The 24,915-nt window shown below is 58.9% G+C and carries 27 protein-coding genes; 11 read left to right on the top strand and 16 right to left on the bottom strand.

What is annotated here, in order from left to right:
- The first annotated feature begins 138 nt into the window (after positions 1–138).
- The 7 genes from IPJ12_11920 to IPJ12_11890 all read left to right on the top strand — a co-directional run bounded on the left by IPJ12_11920 (position 139) and on the right by IPJ12_11890 (position 5,323).
- On the top strand, positions 139–975 hold the full coding sequence (locus IPJ12_11920; protein ID MBK7647847.1) for an SIR2 family protein: 837 nt from the start codon (positions 139–141) through the stop codon (positions 973–975).
- Between the two features lie 26 nt (positions 976–1,001).
- Positions 1,002–1,559 carry a hypothetical protein gene (locus IPJ12_11915; GenBank protein ID MBK7647846.1) on the top strand — a complete coding sequence of 186 codons (558 nt, stop codon included), beginning with the start codon at positions 1,002–1,004 and terminating at the stop codon, positions 1,557–1,559.
- A complete protein-coding gene (locus IPJ12_11910; protein ID MBK7647845.1) occupies positions 1,559–1,936 on the top strand; it encodes a hemerythrin family protein in 378 nt (125 codons plus the stop codon). Before IPJ12_11915 ends, IPJ12_11910 begins: the two co-directional genes overlap by 1 nt.
- A gap of 5 nt (positions 1,937–1,941) precedes the next feature.
- A complete protein-coding gene (locus IPJ12_11905; GenBank protein ID MBK7647844.1) occupies positions 1,942–2,310 on the top strand; it encodes a Rieske 2Fe-2S domain-containing protein in 369 nt (122 codons plus the stop codon).
- Positions 2,311–2,328: 18 nt separating this feature from the next.
- A complete protein-coding gene (locus IPJ12_11900; protein ID MBK7647843.1) occupies positions 2,329–3,984 on the top strand; it encodes a hypothetical protein in 1,656 nt (551 codons plus the stop codon).
- Positions 3,981–4,421, top strand: a complete 441-nt coding sequence (locus IPJ12_11895; GenBank protein MBK7647842.1) for an ankyrin repeat domain-containing protein — start codon at positions 3,981–3,983, stop codon at positions 4,419–4,421. Before IPJ12_11900 ends, IPJ12_11895 begins: the two co-directional genes overlap by 4 nt.
- A gap of 89 nt (positions 4,422–4,510) precedes the next feature.
- Positions 4,511–5,323 carry an SHOCT domain-containing protein gene (locus IPJ12_11890; GenBank protein MBK7647841.1) on the top strand — a complete coding sequence of 271 codons (813 nt, stop codon included), beginning with the start codon at positions 4,511–4,513 and terminating at the stop codon, positions 5,321–5,323.
- Between the two features lie 182 nt (positions 5,324–5,505).
- Here IPJ12_11890 and IPJ12_11885 read toward each other — a convergent pair whose 3' ends face one another.
- From IPJ12_11885 to acsA, 4 genes are all read right to left on the bottom strand, one after another.
- On the bottom strand, positions 5,506–6,555 hold the full coding sequence (locus IPJ12_11885; GenBank protein MBK7647840.1) for an NAD(P)-dependent alcohol dehydrogenase: 1,050 nt from the start codon (positions 6,553–6,555) through the stop codon (positions 5,506–5,508).
- 245 nt (positions 6,556–6,800) lie between these two features.
- Complete coding sequence (locus tag IPJ12_11880; protein MBK7647839.1) at positions 6,801–7,328, bottom strand: GNAT family N-acetyltransferase; 528 nt, start codon at positions 7,326–7,328, stop codon at positions 6,801–6,803.
- On the bottom strand, positions 7,325–7,600 hold the full coding sequence (locus IPJ12_11875; GenBank protein MBK7647838.1) for an acyl carrier protein: 276 nt from the start codon (positions 7,598–7,600) through the stop codon (positions 7,325–7,327). The genes IPJ12_11880 and IPJ12_11875 overlap by 4 nt, the downstream gene beginning before the upstream one ends.
- Positions 7,601–7,611: 11 nt before the next feature.
- A complete protein-coding gene (gene acsA, locus IPJ12_11870) occupies positions 7,612–9,348 on the bottom strand; it encodes an acetate--CoA ligase (protein MBK7647837.1) in 1,737 nt (578 codons plus the stop codon).
- 279 nt (positions 9,349–9,627) lie between these two features.
- On the opposite strand from acsA, the gene IPJ12_11865 reads away from it, so the two are divergent.
- Positions 9,628–10,920, top strand: a complete 1,293-nt coding sequence (locus IPJ12_11865) for an Hsp70 family protein (protein ID MBK7647836.1) — start codon at positions 9,628–9,630, stop codon at positions 10,918–10,920.
- Positions 10,917–11,300, top strand: coding sequence for a hypothetical protein (locus IPJ12_11860; GenBank protein ID MBK7647835.1), 384 nt, complete (start codon positions 10,917–10,919; stop codon positions 11,298–11,300). The genes IPJ12_11865 and IPJ12_11860 overlap by 4 nt, the downstream gene beginning before the upstream one ends.
- A 25-nt stretch (positions 11,301–11,325) precedes the next feature.
- Here the strand turns inward: IPJ12_11860 and draG are convergent, their stop codons facing one another.
- The 8 genes from draG to nifB form a co-directional block, all read right to left on the bottom strand.
- Positions 11,326–12,312, bottom strand: coding sequence for an ADP-ribosyl-[dinitrogen reductase] hydrolase (draG, locus tag IPJ12_11855; GenBank protein MBK7647834.1), 987 nt, complete (start codon positions 12,310–12,312; stop codon positions 11,326–11,328).
- A complete protein-coding gene (locus IPJ12_11850) occupies positions 12,291–12,863 on the bottom strand; it encodes a nitrogen fixation protein NifQ (protein MBK7647833.1) in 573 nt (190 codons plus the stop codon). Before IPJ12_11850 ends, draG begins: the two co-directional genes overlap by 22 nt.
- A gap of 10 nt (positions 12,864–12,873) precedes the next feature.
- Complete coding sequence (locus tag IPJ12_11845; GenBank protein MBK7647832.1) at positions 12,874–13,236, bottom strand: (2Fe-2S)-binding protein; 363 nt, start codon at positions 13,234–13,236, stop codon at positions 12,874–12,876.
- A gap of 88 nt (positions 13,237–13,324) precedes the next feature.
- Positions 13,325–13,612 carry a (2Fe-2S)-binding protein gene (locus IPJ12_11840; protein ID MBK7647831.1) on the bottom strand — a complete coding sequence of 96 codons (288 nt, stop codon included), beginning with the start codon at positions 13,610–13,612 and terminating at the stop codon, positions 13,325–13,327.
- Between the two features lie 15 nt (positions 13,613–13,627).
- A complete protein-coding gene (locus tag IPJ12_11835; protein ID MBK7647830.1) occupies positions 13,628–14,899 on the bottom strand; it encodes an FprA family A-type flavoprotein in 1,272 nt (423 codons plus the stop codon).
- A complete protein-coding gene (locus IPJ12_11830) occupies positions 14,877–15,356 on the bottom strand; it encodes a hypothetical protein (GenBank protein MBK7647829.1) in 480 nt (159 codons plus the stop codon). The genes IPJ12_11835 and IPJ12_11830 overlap by 23 nt, the downstream gene beginning before the upstream one ends.
- Positions 15,356–15,634 carry a 4Fe-4S binding protein gene (locus IPJ12_11825; protein MBK7647828.1) on the bottom strand — a complete coding sequence of 93 codons (279 nt, stop codon included), beginning with the start codon at positions 15,632–15,634 and terminating at the stop codon, positions 15,356–15,358. The genes IPJ12_11830 and IPJ12_11825 overlap by 1 nt, the downstream gene beginning before the upstream one ends.
- An 85-nt stretch (positions 15,635–15,719) precedes the next feature.
- Positions 15,720–17,222, bottom strand: a complete 1,503-nt coding sequence (gene nifB / locus IPJ12_11820; GenBank protein MBK7647827.1) for a nitrogenase cofactor biosynthesis protein NifB — start codon at positions 17,220–17,222, stop codon at positions 15,720–15,722.
- A 370-nt stretch (positions 17,223–17,592) separates the two neighbouring features.
- Between nifB and IPJ12_11815 the strand changes: the two genes are divergently transcribed.
- The gene (locus tag IPJ12_11815) at positions 17,593–21,042 is read left to right on the top strand and encodes a pyruvate carboxylase (protein ID MBK7647826.1); all 3,450 of its coding nucleotides are present in this window, start codon (positions 17,593–17,595) and stop codon (positions 21,040–21,042) included.
- A gap of 116 nt (positions 21,043–21,158) precedes the next feature.
- On the top strand, positions 21,159–22,499 hold the full coding sequence (locus IPJ12_11810) for a 4Fe-4S dicluster domain-containing protein (protein ID MBK7647825.1): 1,341 nt from the start codon (positions 21,159–21,161) through the stop codon (positions 22,497–22,499).
- 1 nt (position 22,500) lies between these two features.
- On the opposite strand, the gene IPJ12_11805 is transcribed toward IPJ12_11810, so the two are convergent.
- The 4 genes from IPJ12_11805 to modA are packed head-to-tail and all read right to left on the bottom strand — an operon-like array spanning position 22,501 to position 24,905.
- Complete coding sequence (locus IPJ12_11805; GenBank protein MBK7647824.1) at positions 22,501–22,893, bottom strand: hypothetical protein; 393 nt, start codon at positions 22,891–22,893, stop codon at positions 22,501–22,503.
- A gap of 16 nt (positions 22,894–22,909) precedes the next feature.
- Entirely contained in the window at positions 22,910–23,764 is an 855-nt protein-coding gene (modD, locus tag IPJ12_11800; protein MBK7647823.1) for a ModD protein, read from the bottom strand.
- Positions 23,764–24,153 (bottom strand): hypothetical protein, encoded by a 390-nt coding sequence (locus IPJ12_11795; protein ID MBK7647822.1) that lies wholly within the window; start codon positions 24,151–24,153, stop codon positions 23,764–23,766. Before IPJ12_11795 ends, modD begins: the two co-directional genes overlap by 1 nt.
- A gap of 2 nt (positions 24,154–24,155) precedes the next feature.
- Complete coding sequence (modA, locus tag IPJ12_11790; protein ID MBK7647821.1) at positions 24,156–24,905, bottom strand: molybdate ABC transporter substrate-binding protein; 750 nt, start codon at positions 24,903–24,905, stop codon at positions 24,156–24,158.
- Positions 24,906–24,915: the final 10 nt, after the last annotated feature.

Below are 24,915 nucleotides of genomic sequence, written 5' to 3'. Positions count from 1 at the left end.
TCGGTCGTTCGTCAAAAAACACTGTCGCGAACACGACAATCCAAAATCAGTGCCCCCGAAGATGCCCGTCAAATGGGGAAGTGCAATCAGGCGTGGAATTTGCTGAAAGGGGCTTACACCCATTTAAGAGCGAACAACATGACCCCAGAATTGCGTGAAAAACTGCTGGCCGGCCTCAAGGATGGCAGCATCATTCCCTACCTTGGCCCCGGTGTGCTGGCTGATGTCAAAAATGCGGCGACCGGCGCACCGATTCCGGCCGACAGCGATTCGCTGATTTACGCGATGAACGATGGCAAGCCGATGGCCGCGAAGCTGATGTACGAATTTCCGCGTGCTGCGATGAATGTCGAGCTGAAGCGCGGCCGCAGCGCGGTCACCAAGTTCCTCAACCGCACCTACGGCGAGACGACCTGGACGCGCGGTGCAGTCCATGACTGGATCAAGGCGATTGCCCCGCACTACGTCATCGACATCAACCGCGACACGCAGTTGCAGGACTCCTATGCCGACATGCCGCACAACCTGATCGTCGGCATTGCCCGTCTCGGTGGCACCGATTTTCGCTACAAGCTGTATTTCTGGGATGGCGTGGCCTACCAGAAGACAGATGTCATCAATCCGGGCATTCCCATCCTCTACAAGCCGATGGGCACGCCAAAGCCGGAGGCCAACTACATCGCTTCCGATGCCGATTACGTCGATTTCATCACTGAACTGATGGGGGGTTTCTCGATCCCGCCGGTCGTCAAGGAATTGCGCAAGGGCAAGCAATATTTGCTGATGGGTATGCGCCTGAACCGCGATACCGAGCGCATGGTGATGTCGGACGTAATCTACGCGGCCGCCGAGCCTGCCGGCTGGGTGCTGATCCAGAACCCGACTGATAAGGAGCGCCGTTTCTGCAAGAAGCAGAAACTCGAACTGATCGAAGCCGACGTTTTCGATCTGATTGGCGCCGCGATTGCCGCCTAACTAATTCAATCATCCAAGGAAGCAACATGTCGCTTGATCGTTACGAATCCCTCTTCTTCAATGCCAATTTCAAGGAAGCCTCCAGCGAACCCGGCCTCGTCGCTTATCGTGGCGAACTGATCCTGCAGGAAGGCGAGGTAGCCGATGCCAATGGTCGCCGCAAGCCGCCAACGGAAGTGCTCAAGCAGGCCGTCCTGCTCGGCGCCGCTGATGGCCTGAAGCTGATTTCCGGCTCGCTCGACGAACTGCAGCAATTTCCCTTCGTGCTCGAAAAATTTGGCGCCGAATTCAATGCCGGCACGATTGCCGTCTTCTTCACCGTCAATATCCCGACTGCCTTTTCGACCATCGCCAACGGTGCAACCGTTGCCTTCATCCCGCTCGTTCAGGGCATGGTGTGGAACGAACTGGCCGACTTGGTGGCTTTGGACAAGGGTGACTTCAAGGGGCTGAGTGCTGCCGACAAGGTGGCCACGGTTTACAACGCGCTGAAATCCTACAAGTTCAAGGCGCCTTCGATGAGCCTGGACGATGCGCTGAAGACCACCAACAACGCCAAGCGCGAAACGCACGGGGCGATCTGATGGTCTGGGACGAGGCTCGCTATGGGCTGGGCGTGCCGGAAATGGACGACACTCATCGCGAGTTCGTCGAGCTCTCCTATGCCTTGCTGGTGGCCTCCGATGAGCAGTTTCCGGTGCTGTTTGCCCGCTTGCACGAGCATACCCGCCAGCATTTCGAGCACGAAGGCAAGCTGATGAAGGCGTGCCGATTTCCGGCGATTGGCGAGCACCACAGCGAGCACCTGCGGGTGCTGGGTGAGCTGGCTCATTTCTCGCGCGGCGTCGCGGCCGGCCGGCTCGGCCTGGCACGCGATTACGTCAGGAACCTGCCGGCCTGGTTCGCCACGCACCTGTCCACCATGGATTCTGCGCTGGCGGGGTGCCTGAAAAAGGGGTGAGGGCTGTGGATCAGATTGCACCGAAATTTGCCGTTTGCCCGGTGGGTGAGCTTGCCGATGGCCAGTACCGCAAGCTGACCATGATCTTCGAAGGGCGGGAGGAAGAGTGCCTGCTCGTGCGTTTCGACGGCAAGGCCTACGCCTACATCAATCGCTGCGTGCACATGCCGCGCAAGCTCGATGGTGAGGAGCCCAAGGTTTTCGACCACACAGGGCGCTTTCTGCGCTGCTCCATGCATGGCATCGTCTATACGCCGCAAACCGGCGCCTCGGTCAGCACCATGTGCGAAGGCGAACAACTGCGCGCCGTTACTGTCTATGAGGACGACGGGGAGATTGGCATCGCTGACTTCCGGGTCACTGCCTGCTACTGAAACTGAAAGCGCCCAATCTTGCCGGATACCCATCAGGAAATCGTGCGTGCCTATCACGCGCGGACCAAACATCGCTTCGACGCCTACGCCGAAGGCCCCGGCCAGCTGGACTGGGACGCCCAGCCTGCAGCCTTTCGCCACTATCAGGGCGCGCCGCAGCTGGAATTGCCACTGACCGGCGACCGCTACGAGCGATCCTACGGTCAACTGGAAAAAAAGCCCGAAATTGAAATTTTTCCTGACCTGAACAGTCTCGGTGCGCTGCTCGAACTCTCATTCGGGATTTCTGCCTGGAAAAGCTGGGGGCCGAATCGCTGGGCGCTGCGCTGCAATCCGTCGTCGGGCAACCTGCATCCGGTCGAAGCCTACGTGCTGAGCGCCGGTTTGCCCGGCATTGGCGATGGCCTGCATCACTATGATCCGGAAAACCATGTCCTCGAAGGACGCGCCCTGACCCGGCCAGGGCACGGCGATGCATGGCTGGCCGTCGGATTGTCCAGCATCATGTGGCGCGAAGCGTGGAAATATGGCGAACGCGCCTTTCGCTACTGCCAGCTCGATGTTGGCCACGCCATGGGGGCGCTGGCCTACGCCGCTGCATTGCTGGGCTGGGAGGTCGTACCGCTGGCCGTGACGGCAGAAGGGCTGAGCCACTGCCTCGGACTGGATCGTCCGGACGACTTTCCGCTATCACGCTACGCCTTCACGGAAGCCGAAGAGCCGGAAATCCTGCTCGCCATCCGTGCCCCCGGCCTCGGCTTTCCGCCAGCTGGCGACTACTTGTCCGCCTGGCTGGACACCACCACCTGGCAAGGCAAACCCGGCCGCATCGACCCGTCGCCCGGTTACCGCTGGCCGGCGATCGATCAGGTAGCTGCGGCCAGCCGTGCAGCCGATATTGTCAGGGAAGCCGTGCCGCTCGCAGCCTTGCCGGTGCTTGGCCCACACCCCAACCCCCGCCCGGTGGGCACCGCCGAAATCATTCGCCAGCGCCGCAGCGGCCAGCGTTTTAATCCGCGCTACGCGCTCACCAAGCCAGCTTTCTACCGAATGCTCGACGCCGTGCTGCCCCGGCCACAACTGCCATGGCTGACCCAGCCCGCACCCCCGCGTATCCATCTGCTGCTTTTCGTCCTGCGCGTCGATGGTTTGCCCAGCGGTATTTACCTGCTGCCGCGGACGCCGGCTGCTGCCACCGAACTGCCTGCCGCGCTGCTGCCGGCGGACCAGCGCTTCGCTGCCAGTCGCCCGGTGATCGAGTTTGACAGCGAATGCCCGTCGCATCTTGGCCTGATCCAGCTCGCCGAAATCGGTCTGCAGGAAATGCAGCGCCTGGCGCGTTCGCTGTCCTGTCATCAGGATATTGCCGCGACCAGCGCCTTCTCCCTTGGCATGCTCGGCGAATTCGACGAAGCCGCAGCCAGCGGCCACGGCTATCGCGAACTTTTGCGTGAAGCAGGGCTGGTCGGGCAGGTGCTTTACCTCGAAGCGGAAGCCGCAGAGGTGCGCGGCACCGGCATCGGCTGCTTCTTCGACGACCCGGTCCACCAGCTGATTGGGCTGTCCGGGAAGCGCTATCAAAGCGTCTATCACTTCACCATCGGCACGCCGATTACCGACGAACGGATCGAAACCGGCCCGCCATATCCCCAGCGCGCATTGGAAAATTCATGACCCCGCAACTTGCTTCCTTTCTGTCCGAACATGGTTTTGCTGCCGACAACGTCAACACCCCACACGCGGATGGCCGTTTCACACCGCTGATGCGCGCCGCCAAGCTAGGCCGGCTGGACATTGTCGAAGAACTTATTGGCCTCGGTGTCGATCTTCAGGCACTGAATGCGGACGGCTGCAACGCCTTGTGGCTGGCTTGCTATAACGGTAGCCATGAAATTATCGAACGCCTGATCGCAGCCGGTATCGACATCAATGTTCAAAATGGAAACGGTGCCACTTGCCTGATGTACGTCTCCTCCAACAGCAAGCCGGACCTGGTCAAATTACTGCTGGAGAAGGGCGCCAACGCCAAATTGAAGAATTTTGACGACTTCAGCGCCCTGGATCTCGCCGCCTCTGTGGACTGCCTGAAACTTCTGCGCAAAGCCGCTTGATGCAATTGCAAATTATTGATTGACATAAAACCCCTGTAAACTGTAGGCCGAAGTTCTTCAAAATTTGGGCGTTTAGCCAGGAGTCGGTCATGCAACAATTATCAGCACAGGGTCAACAATTTATTCAGGATTTGGCGCAACGCTACGGCGTCAGTACCGATGCGGCAATCACCATGCTCTATGCGGTCATGAACGGCAATGGCACGATGGCACAATTCAGCCACCCGGAACTCGGTGGCTCCGGCCAGTGGATGCAGGGCGGCATGACAATGGTCGGCGACATGTTCAACTACGGCCTGAAGTCAAAAGTCGACGGCCTCTGCGTTGAAATATCGAATCAACTGATGAATCAGCCCGGGTATTTCCGGGCGCCGGTCAGCCAGAGCCAGTTTCAGTCATCCAACAATTCCCAGGGCGGCAGCCTTTTTGTATCGGCCGCCGCGGCCGGTCAATGGTGGCCGGGTGATTTAGGCTCGCCGTCGTCGACCGGTGGTCAGAACAACGTGCGCTATGCCGTATTCCCCTCGTCGCGTCGTCTGGTCGTCGATATTGGCGGGCAAGTCACCGTGTACGACACGCTGGATAATCAAATTGGCGGTGTTTCGCAACAGCAGGGCGGCAATGATTCGATGACTTTCAGCAGCCAGTACGGCACGATCGCTGTCAACAGCCTGCCGGTCATCAGCGTTAATGGCTACCTGCAACAACAGCAGCCGCAGCAAAACTTCATGGCGCCGCCCCAGCCCCAGTTCAACGAAGCGCCAGCGTATCAACAGGCTTCCCCTGCACAAAATAGCGACGTTTTCGCCAAGATCGAACGACTGGCCGAACTGTTCCAGAAAGGCATCCTGACTGAGCAGGAATATTCCACCAAGAAAATGGAACTGCTCAGCCAGCTTTGATTGCCTTCCGAGCCAGCCAGAAAACTGGCTGGCTCGCGATTGACTGCAGTTCACTGTTGCAAGTCATGTTTGCCGGCACCTTCCCGGCGAGATATTGCCCGCCTGGTTGAGTCCGCTCCGAACGCGACAGTTGCGTTGTTCATCACGCAGCCCATGCCTGGCGTTATTGCAGGGCATGGTACTCAGGGCTTGAGTGTGGCGATGTCAATGACGAAACGGTACTTGACGTCACTCTTCAACATTCGCTCGTAAGCCCCATTGATATCCTGCATGTTGATGATCTCGATATCCGAAGTGATGTTGTGCTGTCCGCAGAAATCGAGCATTTCCTGAGTTTCTGCAATGCCGCCGATGACTGAACCGGCAACGGCCTTGCGCCCAAGAATAAGCGGCACTGTGCTCAAGGTCGGGGCCAGGTCGCCCAGCAGTCCGACCAGCACCAGGGTTCCGCTCAGCGATAGCGTTGGTAGATAAGGATTGACGTCATGCTGGTAAGGAACCGTGTCGATGATCAGATCAAAGTGGTTTTTGGCAGTCCGCATCTGAGTTGCATCGGTAGAGAGAACGATGTGGTCAGCACCCAGGCGACGTGCATCACCTTCCTTGCCCGGGGAGCGTGTGAACAGTGTGACCTCGGCGCCGAGCGCTTTGGCCAGTTTGATTCCCATGTGTCCCAAGCCGCCCAGTCCTACGATTGCAACCCGGCTACCGGGCCCGACCTTCCAGTGGCGTAGCGGTGACCAGGTTGTGATGCCGGCGCAAAGCAATGGAGCGGCACCGGCTAGATCCAAACCATCGGGCACCTTCACCACGAACCTTTCGGTGGCGACAATTTTTTCGGAATAGCCGCCGTAGGTTGGCATGCCATTGATACGGTCTTTGCTGCCGTAGGTCAGGGTATGTCCTTCTTCGCAATACTGTTCCAGACCTTGCTCACAGGGCGAACAGTGTTGGCAGGAATCAACCATGCAGCCGACTCCTACGCTCTCGCCAACTTTGAACTTGTTCACCGCGGCACCAACGCTGACGACTCGACCGATGATTTCATGTCCGGGCACGATGGGGTAGAAACTCCAGCCCCAGTCGTTGCGAGCCATATGCAGGTCTGAGTGACACACACCGCAATAGAGAATCTCGATTTCGACGTCGTCCGGACGGAGATCACGACGCTCAAAACGTAAGGGGGAAAGTGCTGCACTTGCGGATTGGGCGGCAAAGCCCAGAACTTTCATGGTCATTTTGTTCCTCCTGGAAATGTTCTGCTGGTCGTCAATGTAGTTCCTTATCATTGATTTGATAAGAAGCAATCAATTGCACGGATATATGGGAAATACATCAGGCCTCTGGCAAGCCTGACGATCTAGGTGCATTCATTGCGGTAGTCGGTACCGCTGTTTTATCAAAGCAGCCGCCCAATTGGGCGCTTCGCCAACGGAAGTCGGTGAGAATCGTTTAAAGGTGATGGCCGCTGATTCTTCTACAGTGATCGGGTGGCAATGACCACGCCCGGGTCATCCGGGTCATGATGCAATGAAAAGCCGAGTTGACGTGCGAATTTGAGCATTTTGTCGTTTGAGGCAAGGATAAAGCCTTCCATGCTCGTCATGCCGCGTGCTTTTGCGGCATCAATCAGCGTCATCATGAGGATGCCGGCGACGCCACTGCCTTGCCAGGCGTCATCGACGGCAACGGCAAATTCGCAGCTGTTGCCGGCGGGATTGCCTACATATCGCGAGACGCCGATTTCTACTTCATTTCCCTCCTGTTGTATCACTGCAACCAGCGCCAGGTGCCGAACGTAATCGATCTCGGTCAGGTATTTCAACTTGCCGGGAGGCAGTTCCTTGAAGGTGGACATGAATCGCTTGTAGCGCGAGTTCGGTGAAAGATGCCGTACAAAGTCCTGTTCCATGGGGGCGTCTTCCCGCCTGATCGGGCGGATGGTGACCGGGCTACCATCAAACAGATAGCGTGTGCGAACGAGTTCGGCCGGATAGTCACTCACGGCTGTCGCTCCGCCCCTGGTTCCGTGTCTCTGGCTGCCAGATAGGCGATGATGCCGTCGAGCGTCACGACCTTGCCGTAGTCGATTTCGGGAATATTGACGCCCAGCTTTTCATGGATGGTTTCCAGAACGTTCAGCCAGTCCATGGAGTCCAGATCGATCTGCGTGCGTAGTGGCTTGTCGGCGATGATGTGGCCCGGATCGATTTCCGGGGCCAGCGTCTTTACAATATCGAGTACTGCCGCGCGGATTTGTTCGTTGTTCAGGGTCATCGTCACTCCCATTATTCCAGCGTCGAGCAATCACCTTCCGGCAGGCCGAGTTCCCTGGACTTGAGGAGCCGACGCATGATTTTCCCACTACGAGTATGTGGCAGCGCTTTGGCGAAAGCAATTTCCTTCGGCGCCACGGCGGCACCCAGTCGCCGACGTGCATGAGCCATCAGTTCCAGGCGCAGTTCGTCGCTGGCCAGGACATCGAGCTTGGGCACGACAAAGGCCTTGATCGCTTCACCGGCAAGGGTATCCGGCTTGCCGATAACGGCCGCCTCAGCGACGGAAGGGTGTTCCATCAATACGTTCTCGACCTCTATCGGCCCGATCAGGTGTCCGGCCGACTTGATGACATCATCACGCCGGCCGACAAACCAGTAGTAGCCATCGCTATCCCGCCGCACCAGATCGCCGGAGAGATACAGGTTGTTGATAAAACACGCCTTGTAGCGCTCGGCTTGGTCAAGATAGGCGCGAAACATGGACGGCCAACCTGCTTCCAGCGCCAATTCGCCGATGGTGTCGGGGGTGTCGATCCGTGTGATGGCATTGTCGGGCAGGCGGCGAACCACATGGGCTTTGACGCCCGGCAAGGGGCGTCCCATGGATCCCGGCTTTATGTCTCCCGCCGCAGTATTGGCAATCATGATGCTGCCGGTCTCGGTTTGCCACCAATTGTCATGAATGGGCTGCCCGAGAGTATTCAGCCCCCACCAGACCGCTTCCGGGTTCAGCGCTTCGCCGACGCTGGCAATGAAACGAAGTTCCGGAAAATTCTGGTTGGCAAATAACTCGGTGCCGGCTTTCATCAGCATGCGAATCGCCGTTGGCGCGGTGTACCAGACATTGACCCGCTCTTTTTGAAGAGTCTGAATCCAGCGTGCTGCGTCAAACTCGGCCTGCTCCACAATGCTCGTCACGCCAAGCACCAAGGGGGCGACAATGCCGTAACTTGTGCCAGTCACCCAGCCCGGGTCGGCGGTGCACCAATAGACGTCGTCGGGATGCAAGTCGAGTGCGGTGCGCGCAGTCGCAACATGGCTGACGACGGCACCGTGAACGTGGATGGCCCCCTTGGGCATGCCGGTGGTGCCACTGGTGAAATGCAGCAGCGCCGGGTCTTCGGCGAAGGTGGGTACAAGCGCCGGCGTATCAGGGGCAAGCTGCAGCAAAGCTTGCAGATCCAGTGTCCCCGCAATTTCTCCCGAGGCGGGGGTATCCACCAGCAGAACGTGTTTGAGGCTTGGCAGCTCGCTACGAAGAATCTGGATTTTGCGTTGATAGGTCATCGCAGTGGTTACCAGAACGCCGCCCTTTGCTTGCCCGATGCGGTTGCGGATGGGTTCCGGGCCAAAGGCCTGAAAGAGAGGGGAGACGACCGCGCCAATTTTCAGTGCGCCCAATAGGGCAACGTACAGTTCAAGCCTGCGGTCGCACAGTACGAATACATAATCGCCTTTGACCACGTGCAATGATTTGAGGAGGTTGGCGAATCGGTTGGTCAGCCCGGCGAGTTCACGATAGCTGACCGAGCGCGGGGGGCCGTCCACGCCCAAAAATCGGAAGGCCGTTTTCTCGGCAAGCGGCGAATTGGCATGGCGATCCACGGCGAGATAGGCAATGTTGAGCGTTTCATCGCGTAATGCGCCAAGCTGCGATCGCGATAACGCTGCCCCCGTCTCCCCGCCATTTTCGATAGTGGAGGAGCGCGAGTCAGCAGGCGATTTTCGAATATAAGCCGGTCTCATGATGCTTCCGATGAAGTATCCCATCTCATGGTGGGCCTGCACTTTGCCCACCGTATTGATGCTTCTCAATATTGGCTCGAATATGCGCTTCCGCAAGTTTTGCCTAACCTATTAGAACGCATGCGAGCATCCGGCTGAATTGCCCGCGCGGGCAATTCTCACCGCGAAATGCCATGCCGCCAAAGTCGAAATAGCCTGTTGCCGCCACTGCTGGCTTTCGCCGCTGGACAGCTTTGCTCGCTCCGCGTAGCATCGTTGCCCCGTCAGCAAAGCTTCGCGATGTCTCATTTTTCTTACGCCCGCGCCTGCGGTATCGACTTCGGTACCTCCAATTCCACCGTTGGCTGGATAAGGTCGGGGTACTCGACACTGTTGCCACTGGAGGATGACAAGCCGACGCTGCCCTCGGTGGTTTTCTTCAATGCCGAGGAAAATTCCGTCAGTTTTGGCCGGGCCGGACTCAGGGAATACCTTGAGGGTTACGAATGTCGCCTGATGCGCTCGTTGAAAAGCCTGCTGGGCAGCAGTTTGATCGATGGTCGTACCGATGTTCAGGGCACGGTGGTGATTTTTCGTGATCTGCTGACACGTTTTATCGCCAGCCTGAAGGCGCGAGCCGAAGTGCAGGGCGGACGTACCTTCGATCAGGCGGTATTGGGGCGACCGGTGTTTTTTGTCGATGATGACCCGGCGGCAGACCGGGTGGCCGAGCAGACGCTGGCTGATATCGCCCGTGCTGTCGGCTTCAGCGACATCAGTTTTCAGTACGAGCCGATTGCCGCGGCCTTTCACTATGAGACAACGCTGGCTCGCGAAGAGCTGGTACTGGTGGCGGATATCGGTGGCGGTACGTCGGATTTCTCGATTGTCCGGCTGTCACCGCAGCGCGCCAGGGCGGCGGAGCGCTGGAGCGATGTGCTGGCCAACACGGGTGTTCATATCGGCGGGACGGATTTCGACAAGCAACTCAGTCTGGCGTCGGTCATGCCTTTGCTGGGACATCGCAGCCTGCTCAAGAGCGGGCGCGAAATGCCGGCCAGCATCTATTTCAACCTCGCCACCTGGCACACCATCAACTTCGCCTATGCCCGCCAGGTTTGGGCCGACCAGCAAAATCTGCTACTTGATGCGATGGCGCCAGACTGCCTGAATCGCCTTCTGGCGCTTATTCGGGAGCGGGCCGGACACTGGCTGGCGCATCAGGTCGAGCAGGCCAAGATAGCGCTATCGGCGGGGGAGACCGCTGTCCTTCAGTTGGATCGTTTTGCACCGGGCGAACAAGCAACGCTGACCGGCCTCGAGTTTGATCTGGCAACGGACATGCTTGTTGAAAAAGTGGAGGGCTCGGTGACCCGGCTGCTGTCCGATGCCGGCCTTGCCGCGAGCGGTATCGACACGATTTTCTTCACCGGTGGCTCAAGCGGGATTCCACGCTTGCGTCAGCGTATCGCGGCACTTTTGCCTCAGGCACAGGTGGTCGAAGGTGACTTGTTCGGCAGTATTGGCGCCGGCCTGGCGGTAGATGCCGCCCGTCGCTATGGCACCGTGCAGCAATCAGCGGTCAGCGAATGACGGGCAAATTTGCATTGTGGCGGGATGCGCAATCCGCTGACGTGCGCGCAGAACTGGATAATTTGCTGGCCTACCAGCCGGAACTGGAATTCACAGAGGGATTGGTCAGTTTGTTGTCGGTCGTTCCGTGTCCCGGCCTCATTGATCTTTATTATGATCTTTTTTATTGCTGCAAGCCGGCATTCAAAGTCGCTGTCAGGCAGTTGCACGATCCCCACGAGCTATCGCAATTTCTTCTGCTGGCCGAGCGTGCGCTGGTCGATCAAACGGATTTCGATGCGTTCACAGTGTGCTGGTCGGACGATCATGATATCGATGCAATCATCTTCTGGTTAAAGCGTCATGCATCGACCAAAACTGCTGCGGGGCATCACGCCTGACAGGCTGAGCGTGCTGCTCAGGCTTTCAGACTTTCGGTTGTTCCGCCACCTTCTCTGCCAGCGATGCTTCTTTGCTGACGGCGAGCAGGGCGCTGGCTTGGGCTGAACACTGCTCAGAAATCTTTTCGTCGATTGCCTTGAGCCAGCGGTTTGGAATGCTGTCAAGCCCGTAGCGTGCGCCAGCCAGCATGCCGGCAATGGCGCCGGTGGTATCGGCGTCACCGCCGCGATTGACGATGTCGATCAGACAATCCTCAAAGGTTTCGGTTGCAAAAAATGACTGGAAAACCGCCTGCATGGTCTCGACCACATAGCCGCTCGGGTTGTCGCAGCGCCGCCGGTCGTAGGCGAAGACGGGGTGTGTCCGGACCAACTTGGCGGCGTGCTTGCGCTCGACCTCGACGGCGTCCAGGCCGGCGAGCATATCCTGAATCATGAAGATCAACGTCTGGCAGGCTGCATCTGAAAGTACATTGTGATGGGTAACGTGGGCCTGCGCATTACTTGCAAAAATCGTCGTTTTTTCCGGTTGACCGTAGCAGGCAAGCGCTATTGGCAAAACGCGCATGGCAGCGCCGTTTCCGGCATCGTGTTCCGACGCCGGGGCTTCCGGATTGCCGGTCTTGCGGAACTGGATCAGGTTTCGGCGCACCGTGTTGCCGATGTCGACGGGTTTGGCGCGCATCCAGGCGTCGAAGGCTTCGGCTGCTGCCTGGGCATCGACGGCACGTTTGGCGAGAATGGCTTCGCCGAGGGCCAGTGACATGGTGGTGTCGTCGGTGACCTGGCCGGCTTTCAAGCGTAGCCAGCCGCCGCCGGTGATTTCTTCATGGACGCCGATTTGATGGCGAATTTCGTTGGGGGTCAGGAACTCGACCGTGGCACCAAGTGCATCACCTACAGCCAAGCCAAGATAGGCAGCAATGGCTCGACCGACATGCGGTTCGTTGAGCGGGGTAACGCGGCGGCGTACAGGGGCGTTTCTGGCGATCAGTTCTCCGGTCCAAAACATTTCGCGTAATCCTTGCATACCCCGCATGAGGGGGCTGGACAAACGTAGATGCCTTCACGTGAGCAGAACTGGCGATAGAGGAATTTCTTCCACTTCATATCGCCGGTATTTGCCCGCGCCAGGGCAGGGAAATTTACCTGCATGAGTTTAGTCAGTTCTTCGCGATTGGCCAAGCCAAGGTCTTGCCACAGGTGATCGCGACCGGCGCAGGCGGTAGCGACAATGTTGGCGATCAGCAGCTCGGACGGATATTTGTTGGCGCGATGGTCGAGCATGAGCTTTTGCAGATCGCTCCACTCGGGAATGTCTTCGATGTCCCGCAATGTTCCGTGAGATTTAAGTCCCGGGAAGTAGCGATGGATCAGGTTTTGATAGACGCCAGCGCCCAGCCCGAGATCGGCGGGCAGGCATCCGCTTTCGGCAATCTGGCCGGCAATCATGCTGGCCAGCAATGAACGGTTCGGATCGGCAGCCACCTTCGCCGGGGCTGGCAGGGCCAGCAATTCGGCGAACAGCGTGGCGCGGTAGGGAAGTCGATCCGGACCGTTCATGGCCGGTGCCTTACTTGCTCGGGTACTCGACCAGAATGTCCTCGTCACGGACGATCATCTGGCAGGCGAGGCGCCACTGGGTGGGGGGAATGTCGTCAACGTACATCTGCTCGATCTGGCCCTTGGTAATGTGGCCGAGTTCGACCAGGGCAGCGACCTCGCGAACGTTGAGCGGGCCGCCCATCGGTGCGCGCTTGCCGTCGACCGACGATACCTTGACCAGACAAGTGCCGCAGTTGCCTTCCTGGCAGCCGAAGTCGATCGGGATGTGATGTTCCTTAGCCAGTGAAAGGATGGTCTGGGTGTGACTGCCGGCGACGGCATAGACCGTCTTGTCCTTGTGCAAAGGGCTGCTGAATGTGATGAGGGCCATTTTTACGTTCTCCTGAAAAGCGGGTTGATTTGAATTTCTCTGATTAGGCTGGGTAATTGCTTTTAATCTTGTTGGGTAGTTGCGGCGTTCAGGCTGGTTTGACGACCAGTTCACCACCGATGATCTGCGCCTGGCAGGCCAGCCGATGGCCACGTGGCGCCATGTTGTCCTTGAGTACCTGGTCTTCCAGCACGCTTGGCGGAGCGAGGTTTTCGCCACCGGAAACAATTTTGGTCAGGCAGGTGCAGCATTCGCCTTCGCGGCAACCGTAGGTGATACCGGCACCGACTTTTTCGGATACTTCAATGAGGCGGGTGCCGGCCGGTACGGTGACCGATACGCCGATATCCTGAAAGGTGACTTTGGCTTTAGGCATTGTTTTCCCCTGTTGTTATGCGAGCGCCGCCATGTCGACATCGCGGTGTTCTACCCGGCCGGTCAGGTGACGGGCCAGTTGTTCGCCGAGTTCCCGGCATGCGTCGAGTTCATTGGCATCCGGTACCAGCTTGATGCGCAAGCCTTCGACCGGGACGCGCAGCTTCAGGCCGCGCAGGCGATCCTCGATCAGGCGTACTGCTTCGCCGCTCCAGCCATAGGAGCCGAAAGCGGCGCCGAGCTTGCCCTTGATATTGACCGTGGTCAGCGATGAGAGCAGATCCCAGATCGGCTTGACCGCGTCGGCGTTGATGGTCGGGCTGCCGAAGGCAATGCCATCAGCCTCTTCGACCAGATCGGTAAAGATGTCAGCTTCGCCGCCTTCGAGGTCGTAGAGTGAAACCCGCACGCCGCCCAGGCTTTCGGCCCCGGCGGCAAGTGCTTCAGCCATGCGCCGGGTGTTGCCGTAGGCGGAGAGGTAAAAGACGACCAGAGTCTTCTCGCTACGCGCTTCGTTGAATAGCCGGGGTGTGGCCAGTTCGCGGTAGCGATGCACGTAATCACGCGGCTTGTGGCGAAGTACCGGACCGTGAGCCGGCGCAATCAACTGGATATCGAGCGGTTCGATCAGCGCTATGGCATCGAGCACATACTCGCGGAAGGGCCGCATGATGTGGGCGTAGTAGTACTCGAATGAAAAGCGGAAGTCGCCGACCGTGTCGTTGAACAGACGGTTGTCGCAGAAGTGGCATCCGAAAATGTCGCCGGTGAACAGCAGGCCGTCTTCGACCAGATAGGTGCATTGCGTGTCCGGCCAATGCAGGTAGGGCGTGTGCAGGAAGCGCAAGGTGCGGCCACCGAGGTCGACGGTGTCGTCGGTGGTGACCGGGATGTATTCTGGCGGCTTCTCGCCGGTCGGCTTCAACAGCGCCTTGAGCATCATCTGGGCGCGGCTGGACAAGTAAACCTTGGCTTGCGGTGCGCGCTTGAGCAGCTCGGGTAGTGCGCCGCTGTGGTCCGGCTCCAGATGGTTGAGGACGATGGTGGTGATTTCTTCATACGTCGCCACCGACTCCAGACGACGGAAAAAATCGTCGGCGAAGTTTTCCTTCACGGTGTCGATGATCGCCACGCCATTGTCGCCACGCACGACATACGAGTTGTAGCTGGTGCCGTTGGCGGTTTTCAGAATGATGTCAAAACTCCGCAGATGCGGGTCGAGGGCGCCCACCCAGTGGACGCCAGGAGCAATTTCTACGGCGTTATCAGTGATGGCCGCAGTTGCCATGGCTGGTTTCCTCTTGTTCATGGTCGTGCGCGTGACTGCCGCAGCTGCCATGTCCTTCGGGGCCGTGTACGCAGGCTTCGATGTTGCCTTCCGGCAGTTCGATATTTTTCAGACCGATCCAGGCGTCGACCGCGGCAACGTCAAAACCGACTTGCCGCTCTTCGCCGATTTCCATCAGCGGGCGGCGGATGAGCAAGGGGTTATCGAGCAATAGATGCAGCGCAGACTCGAAACCCAGGTTTTCCGGCACGATTTCGCCTGACTTGATGGCCGGCGCCGACGGGTTGAACCAGTCGCTGACCGGCAGCTTGCCGAGAAAAGCGAGCAAGCGGTCAGCCGTCCAGGCCTCGACTTTTAGACTTTTGGCCTGGACGGTATGCCCGGCGGCAGCGAGCAGTGTCTTCTGGCGAAGATTGCCCTTGCAGCCGGGTTTTTCGTAGAACGTGACGACGGCCATTACGCCGCCTCGCGCCACAAGCCGAATTCCTTCAGCTTTTCGATCGGGATGCCGGTCAGCGACCCGGGCGGGTTCAGGAACTCGCCCAGCTCGTCGACGATGGCCATTTCGATCGGGCAGATCGCAGCGCATTGCGGCACGCTGTGATCGCCCAGGCACTCGGTACATTTGCCGTCGTCGATCAGGAAATGGGGTTTGTCTTCGTAGATCGCGTCGTTCGGGCAGACATCGACGCAAGCCCAGCAATTGACACAGGATTGGGTGATTTGCAGGGCCATGTCATAACTCCTGATGAGCCGCCCCGGCGGCGACAGGCGCCACTTCGGGGGGGAATGAAGATAGGGAGCAAAGAAGGCTTTTCATTTATGCCACCTTTTTGCTGTCGACCGCGGGAAGCAGCTTGCCGGTCGCTGCGATTTCCCTGTACACCGCCATCACGGCTTCCTCGATCGGCTCCATCGCGTGTTCGCCGTTCGGCGCGATGCCGGCGGCTTCCAGCTTGGCCCATGGTTCGTAGCCGACCTTGGAGCAAAGCACGACCTCACAGCCGGCGAGGATCCGGATGTTGCGATCGAGCAGCGATTCGGTAGCACCGGCATCGACCACGTCGCCATCCCCGCAGGAATCCATGCCGCCGCAGTACAGTTCGGTCTTGCGGTGGCTCATGAAGCGGACACCTTCCGGCGAGGCTTCGTAGATCAGGAATTCCTTGGCATGGCCGAAGTGCTCGGCAACGATGCCGTTCTTGCCGGCGACCGCCATCAGCACCGGGCGCGAACCTTCCGGAATGCCATCGGCCTTCGGCTTGACGACGCCGCGCTTGGCGTCCAGCTTCTCGATGATTTCGTCATGCACTACCTTGCGGCGGACCATGGCGGCTTCGTAATCGACATCCATGACATCGATCTTGTCGAGCGTGAACTCATCACCGCGATCTTCGCCGAGCAGGCCGACCGCATCGGCCCGGCACTGGCGGCAGTGGCGCATCATCGCCATGTCGCCGGCGCAGGCATCCTGCAGATCCTGCAGCATTTCCGGGGTAGGTTCCGGCTGTTCCATGATGCCGTAGTAGGTGCCGTGCTCAGGCTCGGCAATCAGCGGCATGACGTTGTGCAGGAAGGCGCCCTTGGCCTTGACTATCTTCGAAACTTCCTTGAGATGCTCGTCATTGACGCCGGGAATCAGCACCGAGTTGACCTTCACCAGGATGCCGCGGTCGGTCAGCATCTGCAGACCTTTCTGCTGCTGCTCGATCAGGATGCGGGCACCTTCAACGCCGAAGATGCGTTTGTTCTCCCAGAAGATCCACGGATATATCTTGGCACCAACTTCGGGGTCGACACAGTTGATGGTGATCGTCACGTGGTCGATGTTGTGCTGGGCAATACGGTCGACATACATCGGCAGGTTGAGGCCGTTGGTCGACACGCACAGCTTGATGTCCGGGGCGCGCTCGGACAGCTGTTCGAATGTTTCAAAAGTGCGGCCCGGGTTGGCCAGAGGGTCTCCTGGTCCGGCGATGCCGAGTACGGTCATCTGCGGAATTTCGGCGGCAACGGCAAGCACTTTCTTGATCGCCTGATCCGGCGTCAGCACTTCGGAGACGACGCCCGGACGGGATTCATTGGAGCAGTCGTACTTGCGGTTGCAGTAATTGCACTGGATGTTGCAGGCCGGGGCGACGGCCACGTGCATGCGGGCGAAGTAGTGGTGCGCTTCTTCCGAATAGCAGGGGTGGTCCTGAACCTTGGCGCGAATGTGGTCGGGTAAATGGCCCAGTGCATCCGGCGCCGTACCGCAGCCGCTGGATGCACAGCCGCCACCTTCAGCAGCAGGGGCGGTGTTACTGATAACAGGTAGTTCCACGATGTAGGCTCCTCAAATGCAGTCGGAACCTATTCAGCAATCGGTGTGCCAGTGCCTGTTTTGTTTATAAAACAACCAGATAGGATTTTTGCTTGCAGGCTATGTCGAGTTGCTTGTCGCAAATGCTACAGGCCGGAAGGGAGACCATACACATGCTGCCCCAGAATTTTTTCGGTTCTCAGCTTCGCACGACTGATGAGCGTTTTACCAGGATTGGCTTTACCGATGTGTTGTGAGGGAAATTACCAATCCGGTTCTCAAGCATTCGGGTACCAGAATTGCTTGAATAATTTATCAAAATAATCCCTTCTGTAACTTTCTTGCGGGTTATACACAGAGCAATCCAATAAAACATTCAAAGAGAACAGCGATGAAAAAAATCCGTAGTCTGCTTGTGGCCAACCGCAGCGAAATCGCCATCCGCGTCCTGCGTGCCGCTTCCGAACTGGGTATTCGCACCGTAGCGATTTACTCCAACGAAGACCGTTTTGCCCTGCATCGATTCAAGGCCGATGAGTCCTATCTGGTGGGTGAGGGTAAGAAGCCTATTCAGGCTTATCTCGATATCGATGACATTATCCGCATTGCCAAAGAGGCTGGCGTCGATGCGATTCACCCGGGCTATGGCTTCCTGTCGGAGAACCCAAGTTTTGCCGATGCCTGCGCCAGTGCGGGGATCGCCTTTATCGGCCCGAATGGCGATGTCATGAGGCAGCTGGGCAATAAGGTAGCTGCGCGTAATCTGGCTGAGCGGGCCGGTGTACCGGTTGTGCCCGCGACGCCGGCCCTGCCGGCAGACCTGAATGAAGCCAAGGCTTTAGCCGATACAGTTGGCTATCCGTTGATGCTCAAGGCCAGTTGGGGCGGTGGCGGACGCGGTATGCGCGTGGTCGAGAATGTCGACGAACTACCCGGTGCACTGGATGTTGCCCGGCGCGAGGCCATGGCTGCTTTCGGCAACGACGAGGTCTATCTGGAGAAACTGGTGCGCCGGGCCCGGCACGTCGAAGTACAGGTTCTGGGCGACAAGCATGGCGAACTGGTGCACCTTTTTGAACGGGATTGCACCGTTCAGAGGCGCAACCAGAAGGTTGTCGAACGTGCACCGGCGCCTTATCTGGACGAAGCAACCCGAGAGGCCTTGTGCCAGTCGGCCATTCAACTGGCCCGTGCGGCTAATTACACGCATGCCGGTACCGTCGAATTCCTGATGGATGCCGACACCGGGCAGTTCTACTTCATCGAGGTCAATCCGCGCATTCAGGTCGAGCACACGGTGACGGAGCAAATTACCGGTATCGATATCGTCAAGGCCCAGATCCGTGTCACCGAAGGTCACCATATTGGCGACGGAGCTTCCTTTATCCCGAAACAAGCCGATATCCGAATGTCCGGTCATGCCCTGCAATGCCGGGTGACCACCGAAGACCCGGAGAACGCCTTTACGCCGGATTATGGCCGGATTACGGTTTACCGCAGCGCGGCCGGTTTCGGTATTCGTCTTGATGCCGGCACCGCCTACTCGGGCGCAGTCATCACGCCGTTCTACGATTCGCTGTTGGTCAAGGTGACTGCCTGGGGGCGCAGCAGCGACGAGGCCGCGTTGCGCATGGATCGTGCCCTGCGGGAATTTCGGGTTCGTGGCCTGGCCACCAATCTGCAATTCCTCGAAAATCTCATAGCCCATCCGTTGTTCCGCTCGGGCGAATGCACCACCCGTTTCATCGACAGCACGCCCGAACTCTTTACCTTTGCCAAGCGGCGCGATCGGGCCAGCCGTCTGGTCAAATTTCTTGGGCATGTCGCGGTCAACGGTAATCCCGAGATGAAAGGTCGTAAATTGCCGACCTTGCCGCTGGCCCGGCCGATCAAGCCGTCCCTTGATCTCGGTACACCCATTCCAGCCGGTACCCGCGACAAATTGAAGGAACTCGGTGCCGAAGGCTTCTCTGGCTGGATGAAGGCCCAGCCGCAGGTGCTGCTCACCGACACCTCGATGCGCGATGCGCATCAATCCCTGTTTGCCACCCGCATGCGCACGCATGACATGCTGGCCATCGCCCCTTACTACGCTCGCATGGCACCTAACCTGTTCTCGCTGGAATGCTGGGGTGGCGCTACCTTCGACGTAGCCCTGAGATTTCTCAAGGAAGACCCTTGGGAACGCCTGACCCGATTGCGCCAGGCGGTACCCAACATCCTTTTCCAGATGCTGTTGCGTTCTTCAAATGCGGTGGGCTATACCAACTACAGCGACAACGTGGTGCGCTATTTCGTGCAGCAGGCGGCCGAGAACGGCATCGATGTGTTCCGCGTCTTCGATTCCCTGAACTGGGTCGACAACATGCGGGTAGCGATGGATGCCGTGGTCGAGAGCGGCGCGTTGTGCGAAGGGGCTCTGTGCTATACCGGCGACCTGTTCGACAGCAGCCGGCCCAAGTTCAACCTCAATTATTACGTCAATCTGGCCAAACAGTTGGAAAAAGCCGGGGCGCATATCATCGGTATCAAGGATATGGCAGGTGTCGCCAAGCCGCGTGCCATCACGGCGCTGGTCAAGGCGTTGAAGGAAGAAGTCGGATTGCCGTTGCATTTCCATACTCATGACACCAGCGGCATTGCTGCTGCGTCCGTGCTGGCTGCCGTCGAGGCGGGTTGCGATGCCGTGGATGGTGCGCTCGACGCCCTTTCCGGCCTCACCTCGCAGCCTAATCTGGGCTCCATCGCCGCGGCACTGAAAGGCAGCGAGCGTGACCCGCTCATTGATCATGCGGCCATGATGTCGCTATCGAATTATTGGGAAGGCGTGCGCCATGCCTACGCGCCGTTCGAGCCGGAAATCCGCTCCGGCACGTCGGATGTGTACAACCACGAAATGCCCGGCGGGCAATATACCAATCTGCGCGAACAAGCCCGGGCCATGGGGTTGGCGCATCGCTGGCCGGAAATCTCCCGGGCTTATGCCGAGGTCAATCGTCTGTTCGGCGACATCGTCAAGGTGACGCCGACCTCCAAAGTGGTGGGTGACATGGCCATCTTCATGGTGGCCAATGACCTGAAGCCGGAAGATGTTGCCAATCCCGACAAGGACATTGCCTTCCCGGAATCGGTGATTTCCCTGTTCAAAGGCGAACTAGGTTTTCCGCCGGAGGGTTTCCCGAAAGCCCTGGAGGCCAAGGTGCTCAAGGGCGAGCCGCCATTGTCCGGACGGGCCGGCGACTTCCTGGCACCGGTTGATCTGGAGGCGATGCGCAAGGAACTGGAACATGTCATCGGCCGCCAGGCTGGCGATACCGATCTGGCCTCGTATCTGATGTACCCCAAGGTCTTCCGGGAGTATGCCGAACATCGTCGTGAATTTGGCGATGTCTCACTGTTGCCCACCTCGGCGTTCTTCTACGGCCTGCAGGATCGCGAGGAAATTGCGATCGACATTGAAAAGGGCAAGACGTTGGTTTTGCGCCAAACCGGGCGCGCCGAGGCGCCGGACGAAGAGGGCAAGGTCCGCGTCTTCCTCGAACTGAATGGACAGCCGCGGACGGTGCGCATTCCCAAGGCTGGCCTGGAGCAGGCCAGCAAGGCACGACCGAAGGCGGATAACGCCAATCCCAAGCACGTAGCTGCGCCCATGCCGGGCATGGTGGTGACGGTAGCGGTCAAGGTCGGGCAAAAGATCAGCAAGGGAGCCTCGCTACTGTCCATCGAGGCCATGAAGATGGAAACCATGCTGAGCACAGATCGTGATGTCGTGATCAAGGCGGTTCATGTCAAACCCGGCGATGTCATTGCTGCCAAGGATCTCATCGTCGAGTTTGCCTGAGGCCCCATGAGGGCTAGGAGGGAGATGCGTTTGTCGACTAACTGACAATGTGGTTTCCTCTATCTGGCTGATTTTCAGGATAAATATTCTGGCGTTGCTCTTGCTAGTCGATAGGTATGAAAACCTTTCTTGACTGGTCGGCTTACGACACTTACGGCATGGGCGATGCCTATGCCGGCATTCCGGCGACGGGCGGCAATTACGCCAAGGCGGTTGCCGTCTGCATGAACAATCACCAGTGCCAGCGCGATGGCAAGGGCGTCATGTGTCCAAGCTACCGGATCACTGGTGATCCGGCGCAGTCGACCGGTGCGCGGGTCAAGGCCTTCAAGTCGGCGTTGAATGGTGAACTGGGCGAACAGCCCTTTATTCATCCGGATCTGGCTTCGGCCATGGATCTCTGCGTGTCGTGCAAGGGCTGCAAGAAGGAATGCCCGAGCTCGGTCGACATGACGTTGATCAAGACCGAATACCTGGCGCATCGCAACGAAGAACTTGGCGTGCCACGCCGCGCCCGCTTGTTTGGCGGCCTGCCCGAATGGTTGCATCGCTATCGTTGGCCATTGGCGGCGCTGGTTCGCCTGCGTAACGCCTCGCCGTGGCTGGCTGGGCTGGCCGAGCGCAAACTGGGCATTTCAGCGCAGCGGCCGATTCCCGAGATCGTCAGCCGGCCCGTTTTCACCGAAAACACCGAATCCCGCGGTCAACGGGGAAAAGTGGCGATTTTCGTAGACACCTTCACGCACTACTACACGCCGGAAGTCGCCATGGCGGCGATTGCCGTACTGACGGCGGGCGGCTATGCGGTGGAAGTGCTGCGCCCGGCGGCGGATGATGCCGAGCCGCAACGCCCTTTGTGCTGCGGTCGCACCTACCTGTCACAAGGCATGGTCGATGCCGCCAGAAAGGAAGGCAAACGCGTGATGGCGGCACTTGCCCCGGCCTTGGCCGCAGGAACGCCGATTATCGGGTTGGAGCCGTCCTGTCTGCTGGCTTTGCGTGACGAGTTCTATAGTCTGTCGCTTGGCCCTGAGGTCGGGCAGCTTGGCAAGCAGGCTTTTCTGTTTGAGGAATTCCTGATGCGCGAGGGCAACAAGGGGTTGAAACTGGATTTGAAGCCGATTCCCGGCGGCAAGGCGGTGGTGCATGGCCATTGTCACCAGAAAGCCTTTGGCGCGATGAAGTCGATGAAGAAGGTGCTCGGCTGGATTCCGAAGTTCGATTTCGAGATTGTCGATGCCAGTTGCTGCGGTATGTCCGGCAGTTTCGGGCTGGAGGCCGAGCATTACGAAGCGTCGGTGAAAATGGGCGAGCTGGCCTTGCTGCCGGCGGTGCGTTCAGCCCCGGCTGATGCGCCTATTGTTGCCGATGGTTTTTCCTGCCGCCATCAGATCAAGGATGGCACGGGCCGCGATGCGGTGCATGTCGCTGTGCTGCTGGCCAGCGCTCTGGCCTGAGTTAGTAGCGGGAAAACAGGTCGCGTACCTTGCACAGCGCCGTCGTGATGTCGAAGCGTTGATCGGCCAGCGCTTCGCCGGCCAGGATGCGGGTGATGGCGATGGCCGGGTCGCTTTCGCCGGTGAGCAGCACGTCGCTACCGCGCTTTTTCATGTGGCGGATAAAGCCGTCGCCAGCACTGGCAGCCACCACAATGTCTACGCCGTCGAGCGGGTGAGGTGCGTTGTCTTCGAAGACGTGCAGCACTTGTTCCTTATCCAGATCGACGCGCAGCGGCACGGGTAGCAGTTGATGGGCGCGGTGTTCGCTCAGGTCATAGAGCAGCCATTGCCGGGTTTGTCCGGCGTGGCTGCTGACGGTGGCGAAATCCTTGGTGGCGATGGCGATTTTCATGGTGATCGTCCAAAGGTTAAGTAACGGGTTCGAGGGTAACCGCGACATCGCGCGGCGGTGCCGAGTAGGGGGCGCTGGTGACAAGAATGCGGGCGCCGGCTTGCGCGTAGGCTTCGGCATTGCTCGCATTGATACCGCCGGCGGCGGCGATTTTGGTGTGTTGTCCGCGAACTGCTGGATGGCTGGCGATGCGGGTGAGCATGTCGACCGACATCTTTTCCAGTTGCAGCACTTCAACACCGGCTGCAATCCACCGCGTGGCGTCGGCTTCGTTATCGACCTCGACGACCACGGCCCGTTCCGGCCAACGGTGGCGCAGGCGTTCCAGCGTGGCTTCCGGCGTTTCGTCCCTGAGAAAGGCGCGGTGTTCGGGAAAGACCAGCAGGGTTTCCGACAGGTTCAGGCGATGCGGGGCGGCGCCGCCACTGAGCACGGCTTTCAAGGCGGCTGCCTTAGTGCCGGGAAAGTTCTTGCGCGTGCAGACAACGCTGGTTTCCGGATTGCCACGACGCGCAGCGGCGACAATATCGGCGACGCCGGTGGCGATGCCCGACAGATACTCCATTAGCGTTTGCGCGGTCTTCCAGACAACGTGCAGGTTGGCGGCATTGCCGTTCAGTCGCAATATCTCGTCGCCAGCCTGCAACCGGCTGCCACTGTCGCGCATTGGAGCAATCATGGTTAGGCCACGCATTTCGCCCATGCGCAGGGCTTCTTCGCTGCCACAGAGGACCATCGCCTGCCTGGCCCGAAAGACCAGTTGTCCAGCTTGCTGGCCGATGCCGAGGGCAAAGGTAGTGGCGTCACCGCAGGGGCTGTCATCCTGCAGCAGGCTTTCGAGGAAAGCGTCGGGGAGGAGATAGGGGCTCATCAGGTCGGTGCTTGCTCTGAAAAGCTGTAAAAGCCACGGCTGCGGGTGCAGTCAGCACCGGTGTAGACCACCCGGAACGTCAACCACCGTTCGTCGCGCAAACGCCAGGCATGGACCGACTCGCCGTAGGCGACGACCTCGTAGAAATCCTCATCATCGTCAGTCCGGCTCTCATTCAATGCGTAGCTGTGGGCGTAGTAGCAGGTCAAGCCATCGACGTCATAACCGAAGCTGCGCATCGCGGCCATTTCGTATTCCCGGTGCTGTTGAAAATCCAGCGGCTCTATCACCATGTCGCGCCACTCGTCAGGCAGAAATAGCAGCCAGTCCGGCGTCGTGTTGGACCAACGCGCCTGCCGGGCGCGGGGAAGAAGGTGGGTGGATTCCATGATCAACGCAATTCGTAGCCGTAGGACTTGATGATCGTCCTGGCCTTGTCGCCTTTGAGATAGGCGAGCAGGGCGCCGGCGGCCGGCTTGTCCTTTCCTTTGGCGAGCAGCAAAGCGTCCTGGCGGATCGGTTCATACAGATTGGCAGGGACTCGCCAGGCGGAACCGGCCGTGATCTTGCCGTCCTTATAGACCTGCGAGAGGGCGACAAAGCCAAGTTCTGCGTTGCCACTCAGGATGAACTGGTAGGTTTGCGCGATGTTTTCGCCCTGTACGAAACGGCTTTGCAGCATGGGCAGGACGCCCAGCTTGTTCATGGCTTCCAGGGCGGCGGCGCCATAGGGGGCGGTCTTCGGGTTGGCCAGCGCCAGATGCTTGAAGCTGTTCGCTTTCAGAATCTCGCCCTTCGTATCAACCAGATCCGGGTTGGCAGACCACAGGACCAGCGTGCCGATGGCGTAGGTGAAGCGGCTGCCGACCATGCCCTGACCTTCCTTTTCCAGCCTGGCCGGGGTTTCGTCGTCGGCAGCGAGCAGGATTTCAAAGGGGGCGCCGTTGGTGATCTGGGCGTAGAACTTCCCGGTGGCACCGAAAGCCAGCGTGGCCTTGTGGCCGGTGTCCTTCTCGAACTGGACGGCGATCTGCTGCATCGGGGCGGTGAAATTGGCGGCGACGGCGACCTGAACTTCGTCAGCGTGGGCAAAACCGGCGATTGCTACGGTCAACCCGAAAAAAACGAATTTTTTCAACATTTTTTATCCT

Source organism: Betaproteobacteria bacterium (genome assembly GCA_016709965.1).
GTDB classification, from domain to species: domain Bacteria; phylum Pseudomonadota; class Gammaproteobacteria; order Burkholderiales; family Rhodocyclaceae; genus Azonexus; species Azonexus amarohabitans.
This window is presented reverse-complemented; position numbering and strand designations above follow the sequence as displayed.

What these genes read in the sequence shown, in the direction of transcription:
- IPJ12_11860 (MBK7647835.1), top strand. Translation starts at nt 10,917, where the DNA reads ATGACGGGCAAATTTGCATTGTGGCGGGATGCGCAATCCGCTGACGTG.
- IPJ12_11875 (MBK7647838.1), bottom strand. Translation starts at nt 7,600, where the DNA reads ATGACCCTGAACAACGAACAAATCCGCGCGGCAGTACTCGATATTGTA.
- IPJ12_11815 (MBK7647826.1), top strand. Translation starts at nt 17,593, where the DNA reads ATGAAAAAAATCCGTAGTCTGCTTGTGGCCAACCGCAGCGAAATCGCC.
- IPJ12_11845 (MBK7647832.1), bottom strand. Translation starts at nt 13,236, where the DNA reads ATGGCCCTCATCACATTCAGCAGCCCTTTGCACAAGGACAAGACGGTC.
- IPJ12_11840 (MBK7647831.1), bottom strand. Translation starts at nt 13,612, where the DNA reads ATGCCTAAAGCCAAAGTCACCTTTCAGGATATCGGCGTATCGGTCACC.
- IPJ12_11850 (MBK7647833.1), bottom strand. Translation starts at nt 12,863, where the DNA reads ATGAACGGTCCGGATCGACTTCCCTACCGCGCCACGCTGTTCGCCGAA.
- IPJ12_11795 (MBK7647822.1), bottom strand. Translation starts at nt 24,153, where the DNA reads ATGGAATCCACCCACCTTCTTCCCCGCGCCCGGCAGGCGCGTTGGTCC.
- modD (MBK7647823.1), bottom strand. Translation starts at nt 23,764, where the DNA reads ATGAGCCCCTATCTCCTCCCCGACGCTTTCCTCGAAAGCCTGCTGCAG.
- IPJ12_11830 (MBK7647829.1), bottom strand. Translation starts at nt 15,356, where the DNA reads ATGGCCGTCGTCACGTTCTACGAAAAACCCGGCTGCAAGGGCAATCTT.
- IPJ12_11885 (MBK7647840.1), bottom strand. Translation starts at nt 6,555, where the DNA reads ATGAAAGTTCTGGGCTTTGCCGCCCAATCCGCAAGTGCAGCACTTTCC.
- IPJ12_11915 (MBK7647846.1), top strand. Translation starts at nt 1,002, where the DNA reads ATGTCGCTTGATCGTTACGAATCCCTCTTCTTCAATGCCAATTTCAAG.
- acsA (MBK7647837.1), bottom strand. Translation starts at nt 9,348, where the DNA reads ATGAGACCGGCTTATATTCGAAAATCGCCTGCTGACTCGCGCTCCTCC.
- IPJ12_11805 (MBK7647824.1), bottom strand. Translation starts at nt 22,893, where the DNA reads ATGAAAATCGCCATCGCCACCAAGGATTTCGCCACCGTCAGCAGCCAC.
- IPJ12_11895 (MBK7647842.1), top strand. Translation starts at nt 3,981, where the DNA reads ATGACCCCGCAACTTGCTTCCTTTCTGTCCGAACATGGTTTTGCTGCC.
- IPJ12_11910 (MBK7647845.1), top strand. Translation starts at nt 1,559, where the DNA reads ATGGTCTGGGACGAGGCTCGCTATGGGCTGGGCGTGCCGGAAATGGAC.
- IPJ12_11920 (MBK7647847.1), top strand. Translation starts at nt 139, where the DNA reads ATGACCCCAGAATTGCGTGAAAAACTGCTGGCCGGCCTCAAGGATGGC.
- IPJ12_11890 (MBK7647841.1), top strand. Translation starts at nt 4,511, where the DNA reads ATGCAACAATTATCAGCACAGGGTCAACAATTTATTCAGGATTTGGCG.
- IPJ12_11835 (MBK7647830.1), bottom strand. Translation starts at nt 14,899, where the DNA reads ATGGCAACTGCGGCCATCACTGATAACGCCGTAGAAATTGCTCCTGGC.
- IPJ12_11865 (MBK7647836.1), top strand. Translation starts at nt 9,628, where the DNA reads ATGTCTCATTTTTCTTACGCCCGCGCCTGCGGTATCGACTTCGGTACC.
- draG (MBK7647834.1), bottom strand. Translation starts at nt 12,312, where the DNA reads ATGTTTTGGACCGGAGAACTGATCGCCAGAAACGCCCCTGTACGCCGC.
- modA (MBK7647821.1), bottom strand. Translation starts at nt 24,905, where the DNA reads ATGTTGAAAAAATTCGTTTTTTTCGGGTTGACCGTAGCAATCGCCGGT.
- IPJ12_11810 (MBK7647825.1), top strand. Translation starts at nt 21,159, where the DNA reads ATGAAAACCTTTCTTGACTGGTCGGCTTACGACACTTACGGCATGGGC.
- IPJ12_11825 (MBK7647828.1), bottom strand. Translation starts at nt 15,634, where the DNA reads ATGGCCCTGCAAATCACCCAATCCTGTGTCAATTGCTGGGCTTGCGTC.